Here is a 12,423-nt window from a genome sequence, read left to right as displayed (position 1 = left end):
CTTCCCGCCCGCGCGATTTCGCGCGCTACGCGTCCAGCGCGAGCAACGCGAACGTCGCGAGCCAGTGCTCGCCCATGTAGTCGCCGGCCACGTGCGCGAGTGCGCTCGCGAGATGCCGGTCGGCCGCGTCGAGCAGCTTCGCGCGCCGTGCATCGCCTGCCGGCAGCGCGCCGGCCAGCGAACGCTGGCACCACGCGCGGCTCAGGTTCAGCCCGTCGAGGTGCGCGATCTTGCCGTCGCTGCGGTCGCTGACGGTCGCCGGCTCGAACAGCGTCGCGGGCTCGCCGCGCGCGAGGTCGGGCAGGAAGCGCGCGAACCAGCCGTCGAATTCGGCGGCCGGCAGCACGCGCCGCATCAGTTCGGCCTCCATCAGCGCGGGCGACAGGAATTCGTCGCCCGACGGTTCCCACGCCTGGCATGCGACGTCGTTCAGGTGCCAGCGCTTCGCGGTATCGACGATCAGCGCGGCAAGCCCGTCGCGCTGCGTGTCGCGGGCGAAATCGAGCGCGAGCGCCAGCGCGAACGCGGTGTTGAAGTGCGTGCCGACACGCAGCGGATAGGTCGCCTTCGGCAGGAAAGTCTCGAAGCGCGACACGAACAGGTCGGCCAGCGGCGCCATCGTCTTCGCCCAGCGCGCGGCCTGCGGCAGCACGCCCTTCAGCGCGAGCCGCTCGAGCTGCGCGGCGAGCGCGAGCAGCCACGCCCAGCCGTACGGCCGCTCGAAGCCGGCGTTGTGCGGCCGCGCGAGATACGCGCGCTCGCCGGCGACGTTCGCGTCGGTGAAATGCGCGTCGACGATCGCGACGATGCGTTCGGCTTCCGGCAATGCCGGGTAGCGTTCGAGCACGCGCAGCACGAGCCAGTAGCCGTGCACGCACGAGTGCCAGTCGTAGCTGCCGTAGAAGATCGGATGCAATGCGCGCGGCCCCTGCACGTCGTGCGGACCTTCGAGCGCATGCGTGAGTTTGTTCGGATATTCGCGGGTCAGGTGCGCGAGCGCGAGCGACGCGAATTTCGACGCGAGTTCGGGAGTGAGTCGGTCGGTCATGAGGATCTCGTCCATCGAGTCAGAAGCGGAATACGAACGCGTACATCAGCAGCGTGTTCACGGCCAGCAGCAGCACGGCCGTCGGCCACTGCATCTTGATCACGCCGTTCTTGTCCTTCAGTTCGAGCAGCGCCGCGGGCACGATGTTGAAGTTCGCGGCCATCGGCGTCATCAGCGTACCGCAGAAGCCGCTCAGCATCCCGATCGCGCCCATGATCGCCGGGTTGCCGTGGAACTGATGGACGATCAGCGGCAGGCCGATGCCCGCCGTCATCACCGGGAACGCGGCGAAGCCGTTGCCCATGATCATCGTGAACAGCGCCATGCCGACCGTGTAGGCCGCGACCACCGCGAACGGCGAATCGATCGGCACCCATTCCTTCACGAGCCCCGACACCACCCCGCCGACGCCCGCGATCGCGAACAGCGCGCCCAGCGCCGCGAGCATTTGCGGCAGGATCGCGGCCCAGCCGACCGCATCCATCGTATGGCGCGCTTCCTTCAGCGCATGCACGGGCGAATCGCGCAGCATCGCGAGCGCGACGACGAACGCGACGATCGTGCCGAGCACGAGCGAGATCAGCGTCACGCTCTTCGGGTCGACGAACGGCACGAGTTTCAGCGCAAACGTGCCGATCAGCGTGACGACCGGAATCAGCAGCGCGGGCAGGAACAACCGGTTGCCGAAGCGTTGTGCGAGCGTCTCGCGCCGCACGGCCGCCGCTTCGCCGGCCTCGTCCGACCGGCCGCGGCCGAGCCTGCCCGAACCGGCGATCAGCGCGAGCGCGATCGCGAGGCAGCCCGTGACGAAATGCGGCAGCAGCGCACCGAACAGGAACGTGACCGCGTAGATGGCCCAGAACGCGAAATTGACGACGCGCCGCGGGTTCGTGCGGTCCGTCAGGTTGAAGTATGCGAACGCGGCGAACATCAGCCCCGCGAGCGTGTACAGCGATTCGAGGCCGATCATCTCGCGCCCTCCTGCTTCACCAGGCCGAAGCCGCGCGCGAGCCGGCGGTCGAGCAGCGCAAGGCGCGTGCAGTGAATCAGCAGCGCGGCGATCGCGGTCGGGATCGCCCACACCGACAGGTGCAGCGGCTCGATGGCGATGCCGTTCTGTTCGAGAAAGCCCTTGATCAGCAGGATCGACTGGATCGCGATGAAGATGTCCTCGCCGAAGAACACGGCGACGTTGTCGGCGCCCGACGCGTGCGCGCGGATCTGCTGGCGCACCGACTCGGGCAGCTCGCCGTGCCGGCTGACCGCGGCGGCCTCGGCCATCGGCGCGATCAGCGGCCGCACCATCTGCGCGTGGCCGCCGAGCGACGTGAGACCGAGTGCGGCCGTCGCCTGGCGCAGCACGAAATACAGCATCAGCACGCGGCCCGTGGTGGCCGCATGCACGCGCGAGATCATCCGCTTCGCCTGCTCCTTGAGCCCGTTGCGCTCGAGCAGCGCGATCACCGGCAGCGTGAGCCAGATCAGCCCCATGTAGCGGTTCTCGGCGAACGCCTTGCCGAACGCGCCGACGATGTCGACGAGATTCAGCCCGCCCGCCAGCCCCGTCGCGAGCCCCGCGATCGTGACCACCAGCAGCGCATTGAAGCGCAGCGCGAAGCCGATCACGACGATCGGCACCCCAATCAGCACCAGCATTTCTCCTCCGTGTGTCTGGACGCGCGGCACGTCGGCAACGCGTTGGCGGCCCGGTTTGCATCGGGCTCGGACGGCGAAATCTAACACGAGACTTTATCGATAAAAAGTCGACAATTTGCCGATTCGGGTAAACGTTGAAGCCGGCGGATACCGTGCGCGCGCCGTGTGTCGAGCGCATTTCATCGGACGAATCGGGTCGGCCCGCGCGCGTGGCGCAGCCCCGGGACGGCGACTACACTGAAAGGCATCGGCAACGTACGGGAGAGCCGCCATGATTGACGTATTCCAGACCATCGGCAGCCGCGCGTTCTCCGCTCATCTGGCGAAGGACGGGATGGTGACGCTGATGGAGCAACGCCATGAAGTCGACCGCGTGACGCTCGCGACCGCTTATGCCGCGCTCGTCGAGGAAGCCGAGCAGGAAGGCGACCTGCGCGACGCGACGGTCGAAGGGATGATGCGCGCGCTGATCCAGGGCTACGCACGTAGCCATTGACGGTGCGGCGGGCGCGTGCGCTGCGGATGCCCTCGACGGCCCGGTACGGCTCGCTACGGCCCGCCACGCGGCCGGCGCGCCCGCGCCCATGCCGAGCCCACCGGCCCTCGCGCGGTTGCCGGTCGTCAGCCTGCGTGAAGCGCCTCGGCAAGTTCGCTGCCGCGCCATTGCCGGCGCGATCGCGTTCCGTCATGAAGGCTTCGGCCTCGTCGCGGCCGGCACACGGGATCGTGCTGAAATAACGCGCGCGCTGCGCATCGCGTTCGACCGGACAATCGCGGTAGATCGACGCATATCCGCTCTCGATGTAGATCCTCTACGGCAAACGGCCGTCGCGACCGGTGCGAACGGCGCGCGGCTGACGACGAGCAGGGTTTCGCGCGCGGTCCTCGGGATCCCGCTTTCTTTTTTTCGATGCCGGCACGGTAACATGCGGACTTTTGCGGCCTGTCCGGACAGGATCGACTGGCCCGCTTGCAGGCAATGCGGCACAGTCATAGAGGAAACGCACTGAAACGGCATCATGCGCTCATTTTTCGATTGCCGCCGCCCGCGCTGCATGACAGCATTCGGGCGTCGTCAACCGAAAAGAATGCCGCGCCGTCCGGCCGCCGATGCCGCCCGGCAGCGAGCGCCGAACAGGCTGCCCCCTCCATGAACCCGGCCCACCTCCAACACTACGAACCGACCGGAGAATTCCGCTTGTGAACATCGGCATCGTCAACGACCTCCCGCTTGCCGTCGAGGCGATGCGCCGCGCGATCGCGCGACGGCCCGAGCACCGCGTGCTGTGGGTCGCGACCGACGGCGCGCAGGCCGTCGAACTGTGCGCCGCGCAGCCGCCCGACATCGTGCTGATGGACCTGATCATGCCGAAATTCGACGGGATCGAAGCGACACGTCGGATCATGCGTTCCGAACGACCGTGCGCGATCCTGATCGTGACGAGTTGCATCGGCGCGAACGCGTGGCGCGTGTTCGAGGCGATGGGCGCCGGCGCGCTCGATGCGGTCGACACGCCGCGGCTCGGCGACGGCGCCGCGGGCGACACGACGAAACTGCTGCTCGCGAAGATCGACCAGATCGGCCGCCTGCTCGACGCGCCGGGCGGCACGCGCGTCGCCGGCGCGGCCGCGCGCGGCGGCGGCCCGCTGGTCGCGATCGGCGCATCGGCCGGCGGCCCCGGCGCGCTCGCGTCGATCCTCGGCAGCCTGCCGGCCGATTTCAATGCGCCGATCGTGATCGTGCAGCACGTCGATCGCGCGTTCGCCGAAGGCATGGCGCAATGGCTCGACGGTCAGACGCGGCTCGCCGTGCGCGTCGCGCGCGAAGGCGACCGCCCGCAGCCAGGCGTCGCGCTGCTCGCCGCGACCGACGATCACCTGCGCATCACGCGCGCCGGCACGCTCGAGTACACGCGGGAACCGGCCGCCACGCCGTATCGGCCGTCGGTCGACGTGTTCTTCAACAGCCTGACCGAGCACTGGCCCGGCCGCGTGATCGGCGTGCTGCTCACGGGGATGGGACGCGACGGCGCGATCGGCCTGAAGGCGTTGCGGATGAAGGGCTACCATACGATCGCGCAGGACGAGGCGACGAGCGCGGTGTACGGAATGCCGAAGGCGGCGGCGACGCTCGGCGCGGCGCGTGCGATCCTGCCGCTCGGGCGCATCGCGGGCGAGCTGGCGGCGCTCGCGCGGCTCTGAACCCGACGATGACCGCGCGCAGCACCCATGCCTGCCCCTGTAACGACCGCAACAACCGCAACGACCCGCATCGATCATGACGATTGACCTGACTCGCCCGCCGGGCGGCCCGACCGCGTCGCCCGCCGACGCGCCGGCGATGGTGTTGCTGGTCGACGACCAGACGATCGTCGCGGAGGCCGTGCGGCGCGCGCTCGTCGACGAGGAAGGCATCGACTTCCACTACTGCCCGCGCTCGGACGACGCGATGGCCACCGCGATCGAGACGCGCCCGACCGTGATCCTGCAGGACCTCGTGATGCCGGGCATCGACGGGCTGAGCCTCGTGCGGGCGTACCGCGCGAATCCGGCGACGCGCGACGTGCCGATCATCGTGCTGTCGACGCAGGAAGAGCCGGTGATCAAGAGCGCCGCGTTCGCGGCCGGCGCGAACGACTATCTGGTCAAGCTGCCCGACCGCATCGAACTCGTCGCGCGCATCCGCTACCACTCGCGCTCGTACATGAACCTGCTGCAGCGCGACGAAGCCTATCGCGCGTTGCGGCAATCGCAACAGCAACTGCTCGAGGCCAATCTCGAACTGCGGCGCCTCACGCACTCCGACGGCCTGACCGGGCTGTCGAACCGGCGCTATCTCGACGAATACCTCGCCGCCGAGTGGCGGCGCGGCGCGCGCGAACGCAGCGAGCTGTCGCTGCTGATGATCGACGTCGACAACTTCAAGCTGTACAACGATACGTACGGGCACGTGTCGGGCGACAGCGTGCTCAAGCAGATCGCATCGACGATCGAGCGCTGCCTCGGGCAGTCGGGCGATCTCGCCGCGCGCTTCGGCGGCGAGGAATTCGCGGTCGTGATGCCGGCCACGTCGCCGGGCGCCGCACGGCTGCTCGGCGAGAAGATCCGGCTCGCGGTCGAAGCGCTGCGCCTGCGGCATGCGCACTCGTCGACGGGCAACCACACCGTGACGATCAGCATCGGCGGCGCGAGCATCGTGCCCACGCCCGGCCTGCCGACGACACTCCTGATCGAGGCGGCCGACCGCGCGCTCTATCGCGCGAAGCACGAAGGCAAGAACCGGGTCGAGATCGATCCGCCGCCGGGCGCGGGCGGGTTCGGCGCGCGCTAGCGGGACACCCGGCACGCGCTTATGCGGCGCCGAGCCGGCGCGCGTAGTCGTTCGCGTCCAGCGGGCGGCTGAACAGATAGCCTTGCTGCATGTCGCAGCCGATCTGCTGCAGGAAACACGACTGCGCCTGCGTCTCGACGCCTTCGGCCGTGACCTTCATCCCGAGCGAATGGGCCATCGCGACGACCGCCTGCGTGATCGCGACCGAGTCGTGATGATCGGGCACGCCCGACACGAACGAGCGGTCCACCTTCAGGTTGTGCAGCGGAAAACGCTTCAGGTACGCGAGCGACGAATAACCGGTGCCGAAATCGTCGACCGAGATCCGCACGTTCATGTCCGTGAGCGCTTCGAGCATCGGCAGCACGGTATCCGTGTCGTTCATCAGCACGCCTTCGGTGATCTCGAGTTCGAGCGCGGACGGGTCGAGCCGCGTTTGCGCGAGACAGCGGGCGACCGACTCGACGAGCCCTTCGTGAAACTGCCGCGGCGACAGGTTGACGGCCAGCATCAGGTCCGGCGCGATCGTGCGACGCCATTCGGCCGCCTGCCGGCACGCGGTTTCGAGCACCCACTGGCCGATCGCGACGATCAGCCCCGTGTCTTCCGCGACCGGAATGAATTCCGCCGGCGACATCGGCCCGAGCTCGGGGCTCGTCCAGCGCAGCAGCGCCTCGGCGCCGACCGTGCGGCCGCTGCGCGCATCGACGACGGGCTGATACGCGAGCCGCAGCATGTCCGACGCGAGCGCGCGCCGCAGCGACTGCTCGATCGCGAAGCGGCGCTGCAGCCGCAGGTTGAGCTGGGCGGTGAAGAACGTGAAGTGGTTGCGGCCGCGCTGCTTCGCGTCGTACATCGCCGAATCGGCGTTGCGCATCAGCGTCACGGCGTCGTCGCCGTCGCGCGGCGCGACGCTGATCCCGATCGATACGCCGAGCCAGTATTCGTTGTTCGCGATCGCGAACGGCTTCGCGATCGCCTCGATGACCTCGCGCGCGAGCACCGCGAGATGCTCGGGATCGTCGCAGTCGTCGACGAGGATCACGAATTCGTCGCCGCCGACGCGCGTGAGCGCGTAGCGGCCATCCGCGCAGGCCGCGAGCCGCGCCGCGACGCTGCGCAACAGCGCGTCGCCCGCGTCGTGGCCGGCCGTGTCGTTGACCTTCTTGAAGCCGACCAGATCGATGAACAGGATCGCGACGCGCGCGGGCCCGGCCGCCGCATCGTGCACGTCGAACAGCTCGCGCATGCGGTCGCCGAGCCAGCGGCGGTTGTAGAGGCCCGTCAGCGCGTCGCGGGTCGCCAGATACCGCAACTGCTGCTGCGCTTCGCGCACCGGGCCGATGTCGTTGAACGACACGAGCACCGAGTCGGCCTGCGTCTCGCCCGGCCTCACGATCGGCACTGCGTTGCCGCGCACCCAGATGATGTCGGCGTCCGCGAGGCCGAAGCCGACCGTGTAGCCGAGCTGAGGCTTGCCCGTCTTGAGCGCGATCCGGCTCGGCCAGTCGTCCGGCGCGATCGGCGTGCCGTCTTCGTGCAGCTTGCGCAGGATCACCGTCGACAGCCGGCGCCCGACGAGCTCGCCCTTCACGCGCAGCATCCGGTTCGCGCTCGGGTTGCTCGCGACCACGACACCGTCGCGCGACACGACGAGGATTCCTTCATTCAGGCTGTTGACGACGAGCCGGTGATGTTCCTCGCTGCGTGCGAGTTGCCGCGCGATCCTGTCCTGGTGCACCGCGAGGCCGACGCTGTTGCCGATATCGCGCAACAGCGCGGTTTCCTCGTCGCTCGGGCGGCACGGCCGGTGGTGATAGATGGCGAACGCGCCGAGCACGACGCCGGCCTCGTCGAGGAACGGCACCGACCAGCACGCGCGCAAGCCCAGCGGCAACGCAATGGCGCGGTAGTCGGCCCACCGCGGATCGGTTTCGATGTCCTCGACGGCGATCATCCGGCGCTCGTACATCGCGGTGCCGCACGAGCCGGCCGCGGGCCCGATCGGCGCGCCGTCGATCGCCGCGCTGTACTGCGCGGGCAGCGACGGCGCCGCGCCGACGCGCACGTGCACGCCGTCCGTATCGAGCAGCAGGATCGTGCACGACGCGCCGTCGCCGAGCAAAGCCTCGGCACGCCGGCAAACTTCGGACAGCAGTTCCGGCAGCGGCGTGTTGCGCGTGATCAGTCTCAGCACGCTCTGCTCGGACGCGAGCACTTCCGCGGCGAGCCCGAAGCTGTAGCGAGAACTTTGCGGTTCGGTATTCAAGCTGAATCCTGCCGTCTGTCCGACCGGGTCTGATGCGCCCGATTCGTTATCGATATTTCGTACCCTGTCCCGCCTCGGGTTTACGCCGATGCACGGTGCGCCCCGTTTGCGCGCCGTGCCAGAGCGCGCCGAAATGTATTTAACACCAATCCGCAACGATCGGCACACCTCGTTCCATCAGGGGATACGCTCGGTTGCCGCGCGGCTCGCGGGCAGCGGCCGGTGCGACGACAGGTTGCTGCGCTGCACGAAGACGCAGGCGCGCTGCCCGTCGATCCTTCCGGATGTGCTCGGGCCAGCCAATCGATCTGCAGGCGCGCCTGCGGCAGCGACCGCGCCGCGACGGAAACACCGAGCCGCGCAGCGCGACCTCCCGGGCCGCGTTTTCGTATCCGTGATTCAATGTCGATCGAACCGACGTCGCGCCATCCGGCGGCACGGCGAGGCGAACCCGATCGAACGACCTTCACTGGATCACCATGACGAACCCCACCGAAATCAAGGCGCTCGTTTTCGATGTCTTCGGAACGATCGTCGACTGGAGAGGCGGTGTCGCACGCGGCGCCGCCGCATTCCTGGCGCGCCACGCGCCGACGCTCGACCCGTTCGCGTTCGCCGATGCGTGGCGCGCCGAGTATTCGCCTTCGATGGAAGAAATCCGCAGCGGACGCCGCCGCTACGTGCGGCTCGACGTGCTGCATCGCGAGAACCTCGTGCGCACGCTCGACCGCTTCGGGATCGACGACGTGCCCGATGCCGACATCGATGCGCTCAATCTCGCGTGGCATCGGCTCGATCCATGGCCCGATGCCGTCGCCGGGCTGCAGCGACTGAAGCAGCGCTACATCGTCGCGCCGCTGTCGAACGGCAATATCCGGCTGATGATCGACGTCGCGAAGCATGGCGGGTTGCCGTGGGACGCGATTCTCGGCGCCGAGGTGGCGCGCGCGTACAAGCCGTCGCCGGCCGTCTATACCGAAGCGGTCGAGATTCTCGGTCTCGCGCCGGCCGAGCTGTGCCTGGTGGCCGCGCACAACGGCGATCTGGCGGCCGCGCGCCGGCTCGGGCTGTCGACCGCGTTCGTGCTGCGGCCGACCGAGCACGGGCCCGGCCAGACGACCGATCTGCAAGCCGACGACGCGTGGGATTTCGACGTCAGGGATCTGAACGAGCTGGCGGATCGGCTGGGCTGCCCGGGTTGAAGGCCCGCGTCGCGGCCGGCCCGTGCACCGCTATTCCGGCTCGCCGACGAAGCGCAGCGTCCCCGACTCCCCCGACAGCAACGCGCGGTTCGCGTCCGCCGCCGCGCGCAGGTAATCCCACAGCGCGGTCACGCGCCGCAGCTTGCGCAGATCCTCGCGGCACGTCAGCCAGAAACACCGCGTGACGACCACGTCGTCCGGCAGCACCGGCGCGAGCGCCGGCTGCGCGGCCGCCATGAAACACGGCAGGATCGCGAGGCCGCCGCCCTGCAGCGCCGCGAAATACTGCGCGATCACGCTGGTCGTGCGCAAGCCCGCCGTCGCGCCCGGCACCGCGCGGTCCAGGTACAGCAGCTCGTTGCTGAACGCGAGATCGTCGACGTAGCTGATGAACGCGTGCTGCGCGAGATCGTCCGTACACGCGATCGGCGCGTGGTTCGCCAGATAATCGCGCGTCGCATAGAGTCGCAACTGGTAGTCGCACAGCTTCGTGACCACGTAAGGCCCGCGTTCGGGCCGCTCGAGCGTGATCGCGAGATCGGCCTCGCGCTTGGGCAGGTTGACGAAATGCGGCACCGGCAGCAGGTCGACCGTCACGTGCGGATGCGCGGCGCGGAACCGCGCGAGCTGCGGCGCGAGGAAAAAGCAGCCGAACCCTTCGGTCGACCCGATCCGCACGTGGCCCGACAGCGCCTCGCCGGTATTCGCGATCTGGTCGCACGCGGACTGCACGGTCGTCTCCATCGCATCCGCATACGCGACGAGCCGCTGCCCTTCGGCCGTCAGCGCGAAGCCGCCGGAGCGCGACTTGTCGAACAGCAGCGTGCCCATCGCGGCCTCGAGCGCGCGGATGCGCCGCGCGACGGTCGTGTAGTCGACGCCGAGCCGCTTCGCGGCGCCGCTCGCGCGCTGCGTGCGCGCGACCTCGAGGAAAAAGCGCAGGTCGTCCCAGTTCAGGTTGCCGGAAACCGGCTCGGTGGCATGTCGCATGGGCGAGGGAAAAGGCGGGCGTCTCCGGGCCGGCCGTCGATATGCATAAATGCATATCCAACCGGTTTCTTTATCGGTACATCGTGAATCTGCGCATAACTATACTCGACCGTGACCTGCGGACCACGAGCCGCGGCAACAACTACCACGGAGACACCATGCAGACCCGATCCACCCTCGACAAGCATGCGACGATCGCAACGCCGGCCCCCGGGCGCACCGCGAAGCACTACCTGCTGGCCGGCTGGGCCAGCATGGCCGGCACGACGATCGAGTGGTACGACTTCTTCCTCTACGGCACGGCCGCCGCGCTCGTGTTCAACCGCATCTTCTTCCCGTCGCTGGACCCGGTCGTCGGCACGCTCGCCGCATTCGGCACGTTCGCGGTCGGCTTCATCGGGCGGCCGATGGGCGGCATCGTGTTCGGCCACTTCGGCGACCGCATCGGCCGCAAGTCGATGCTGATGATCACGCTGCTGCTGATGGGCGTGCCGAGCATGATCATCGGGCTGATCCCGTCGTACGACAGCATCGGCTACTGGGCTGCCGCGCTGCTGATCGCGATGCGCTTCCTGCAGGGGATGGCCGTCGGCGGCGAATGGGGCGGCGCGGTGCTGATGGCCGTCGAGCACGCGCCGAAGGGCCGCAAGGGGCTGTTCGGCAGCCTGCCGCAGACGGGCGTCGGGCTCGGGTTGATCCTGTCGTCGGTGGCGATGGCCGCGGTGGCCGCGCTGCCGGAAGCCGACATGCTGTCGTGGGGCTGGCGCGTGCCGTTCCTCGCGAGCATCGCGCTCGTCGGCCTCGGCTGGTTCATCCGCGCGAAGGTGCCGGAATCGCCCGACTTCGAGAAGGTGCAGCGCCAGGGCAAGGCCGAGAAATCGCCGGTGACGGCCGCGCTGCGCCGCCATCCGCGCGAAGTGCTGACGATCGTCGGCGCGCGCGCCGCCGAGAACACCTGGTTCTACATGGTCGTCACGTTCGCGCTCGCTTACGCGACGCAGCAACTGCATTTGCCCAAAGCCGAGATGCTGCATGCGATCACGGCCGGCGCGGTGCTGTCGCTCGTCACGATGCCGCTGTGCGGGCACCTGAGCGACCGCATCGGCCAGCGCCGGATGTTCGCGCTCGGCCTCGTGCTGATGTGCGCGTTCGCCGCGCCGTTCTTCATGATGCTCGGCACGCAGCAGACGTCGTACGCATGGTGGGCGATCGTGCTCGGCCTCGGCGTCGTGTTCCCGATCCTCTATGCGCCGGAATCGCTGCTGTTCGCGCAGCAGTTCCCGGCGGAAATCCGCTACAGCGGCATTTCGCTGTCGGTGCAGCTGGCCGGCGTGATCGGCGGCGGCTTCGCGCCGATGATCGCGACGTCGCTGCTCAAGGCCGGCGGCGGCCAGCCGCACTACGTGATCGCGTACCTCGTCGGCTTCGGCGTGTTCGCGCTCGTCTGTACCTCGTTGATGCGGCCGGCGCGCGCATAGCACCCCGCCCGCATTCAGTCGATTTCAGTTCAACCTGCCGTCCGCCGCGGCCGCACGCGCGGCGGACGCAGGCCGCCCTTTTGCCTCGCACCACCGTTTCCCGGAGAGAGTTCCATGAACGCCGCAGTTCCCCAGACCGCCCTCGCCCTGCCCACCGCCAAGCTGCTGATCGACGGCGCGTTCGTCGATTCGCAAAGCGCCGAATGGGGCGACATCGTCAACCCCGCGACGCAGGAAGTCATCGGCCGCGTGCCGTATGCGACGCTCGACGAGGTCGATGCCGCGATCGCGTCCGCGCAGCGCGCGTTCCAGACCTGGAAGACGACGCCGATCGGCGCGCGACTGCGCATCATGCTGAAGTTCCAGGATCTCGTGCGCGCGAACCAGCAACGCATCGCGAAGACGCTGACGGCCGAGCAGGGCAAGACGATTCCCGACGCCGAAGGCGA

11 protein-coding genes are annotated in these 12,423 nt (G+C 68.7%); 6 read left to right on the top strand and 5 right to left on the bottom strand.

The annotated features are described in order from the left end of the window. Positions 1-25: 25 nt before the first annotated feature. The 3 genes from WS89_RS29645 to WS89_RS29635 are packed head-to-tail and all read right to left on the bottom strand — an operon-like array spanning position 26 to position 2,704. Positions 26-1,048 (bottom strand): DUF2891 domain-containing protein, encoded by a 1,023-nt coding sequence (locus WS89_RS29645; RefSeq protein ID WP_059795685.1) that lies wholly within the window; start codon positions 1,046-1,048, stop codon positions 26-28. A gap of 19 nt (positions 1,049-1,067) precedes the next feature. Further along, entirely contained in the window at positions 1,068-2,018 is a 951-nt protein-coding gene (locus WS89_RS29640; RefSeq protein WP_059500799.1) for a DUF979 domain-containing protein, read from the bottom strand. Next, the gene (locus WS89_RS29635) at positions 2,015-2,704 is read right to left on the bottom strand and encodes a DUF969 domain-containing protein (RefSeq protein WP_034205098.1); all 690 of its coding nucleotides are present in this window, start codon (positions 2,702-2,704) and stop codon (positions 2,015-2,017) included. Before WS89_RS29635 ends, WS89_RS29640 begins: the two co-directional genes overlap by 4 nt. Positions 2,705-2,975: 271 nt before the next feature. On the opposite strand from WS89_RS29635, the gene WS89_RS29630 reads away from it, so the two are divergent. The 3 genes from WS89_RS29630 (at position 2,976) to WS89_RS29620 (ending at position 6,035) form a co-directional block, all read left to right on the top strand. After that, positions 2,976-3,200, top strand: a complete 225-nt coding sequence (locus WS89_RS29630; RefSeq protein WP_027782734.1) for a hypothetical protein — start codon at positions 2,976-2,978, stop codon at positions 3,198-3,200. A gap of 704 nt (positions 3,201-3,904) precedes the next feature. Then, positions 3,905-4,906 carry a chemotaxis response regulator protein-glutamate methylesterase gene (locus WS89_RS29625; RefSeq protein ID WP_059500800.1) on the top strand — a complete coding sequence of 334 codons (1,002 nt, stop codon included), beginning with the start codon at positions 3,905-3,907 and terminating at the stop codon, positions 4,904-4,906. Positions 4,907-4,982: 76 nt separating this feature from the next. Continuing rightward, a complete protein-coding gene (locus WS89_RS29620; RefSeq protein ID WP_059795636.1) occupies positions 4,983-6,035 on the top strand; it encodes a response regulator in 1,053 nt (350 codons plus the stop codon). Positions 6,036-6,054: 19 nt separating this feature from the next. On the opposite strand, the gene WS89_RS29615 is transcribed toward WS89_RS29620, so the two are convergent. Further along, positions 6,055-8,304, bottom strand: a complete 2,250-nt coding sequence (locus WS89_RS29615; protein WP_059795635.1) for a putative bifunctional diguanylate cyclase/phosphodiesterase — start codon at positions 8,302-8,304, stop codon at positions 6,055-6,057. Positions 8,305-8,783: 479 nt separating this feature from the next. Here WS89_RS29615 and WS89_RS29610 point away from each other — a divergent pair, with 479 nt between their 5' ends. Continuing rightward, positions 8,784-9,506: a haloacid dehalogenase type II gene (locus WS89_RS29610; protein ID WP_059795634.1), complete on the top strand. Its 723-nt coding sequence runs from the start codon at positions 8,784-8,786 to the stop codon at positions 9,504-9,506. A gap of 30 nt (positions 9,507-9,536) precedes the next feature. Here the strand turns inward: WS89_RS29610 and WS89_RS29605 are convergent, their stop codons facing one another. Then, positions 9,537-10,496, bottom strand: coding sequence for a LysR family transcriptional regulator (locus WS89_RS29605; protein ID WP_059500804.1), 960 nt, complete (start codon positions 10,494-10,496; stop codon positions 9,537-9,539). Between the two features lie 158 nt (positions 10,497-10,654). On the opposite strand from WS89_RS29605, the gene WS89_RS29600 reads away from it, so the two are divergent. Both WS89_RS29600 and WS89_RS29595 read left to right on the top strand, forming a co-directional pair. Then, positions 10,655-11,974, top strand: coding sequence for an MFS transporter (locus tag WS89_RS29600; RefSeq protein ID WP_059795633.1), 1,320 nt, complete (start codon positions 10,655-10,657; stop codon positions 11,972-11,974). Positions 11,975-12,088: 114 nt separating this feature from the next. Next, the coding region (locus WS89_RS29595; protein ID WP_156440627.1) for an aldehyde dehydrogenase family protein at positions 12,089-12,423 on the top strand (335 nt) is incomplete at its 3' end.

The sequence above is a fragment of the Burkholderia sp. MSMB1072 genome (assembly GCF_001524725.1).
GTDB lineage: Bacteria > Pseudomonadota > Gammaproteobacteria > Burkholderiales > Burkholderiaceae > Burkholderia.
The sequence above is the reverse complement of the archived record's forward strand: the minus strand, read 5'-3'. Positions and strand labels throughout refer to the sequence as shown.

Excerpts from the sequence above, each read along its gene's own strand:
- WS89_RS29645 (WP_059795685.1), bottom strand. The coding sequence starts at position 1,048 with ATGACCGACCGACTCACTCCCGAACTCGCGTCGAAATTCGCGTCGCTC.
- WS89_RS29640 (WP_059500799.1), bottom strand. The coding sequence starts at position 2,018 with ATGATCGGCCTCGAATCGCTGTACACGCTCGCGGGGCTGATGTTCGCC.
- WS89_RS29635 (WP_034205098.1), bottom strand. The coding sequence starts at position 2,704 with ATGCTGGTGCTGATTGGGGTGCCGATCGTCGTGATCGGCTTCGCGCTG.
- WS89_RS29630 (WP_027782734.1), top strand. The coding sequence starts at position 2,976 with ATGATTGACGTATTCCAGACCATCGGCAGCCGCGCGTTCTCCGCTCAT.
- WS89_RS29620 (WP_059795636.1), top strand. The coding sequence starts at position 4,983 with ATGACGATTGACCTGACTCGCCCGCCGGGCGGCCCGACCGCGTCGCCC.
- WS89_RS29610 (WP_059795634.1), top strand. The coding sequence starts at position 8,784 with ATGACGAACCCCACCGAAATCAAGGCGCTCGTTTTCGATGTCTTCGGA.
- WS89_RS29605 (WP_059500804.1), bottom strand. The coding sequence starts at position 10,496 with ATGCGACATGCCACCGAGCCGGTTTCCGGCAACCTGAACTGGGACGAC.
- WS89_RS29600 (WP_059795633.1), top strand. The coding sequence starts at position 10,655 with ATGCAGACCCGATCCACCCTCGACAAGCATGCGACGATCGCAACGCCG.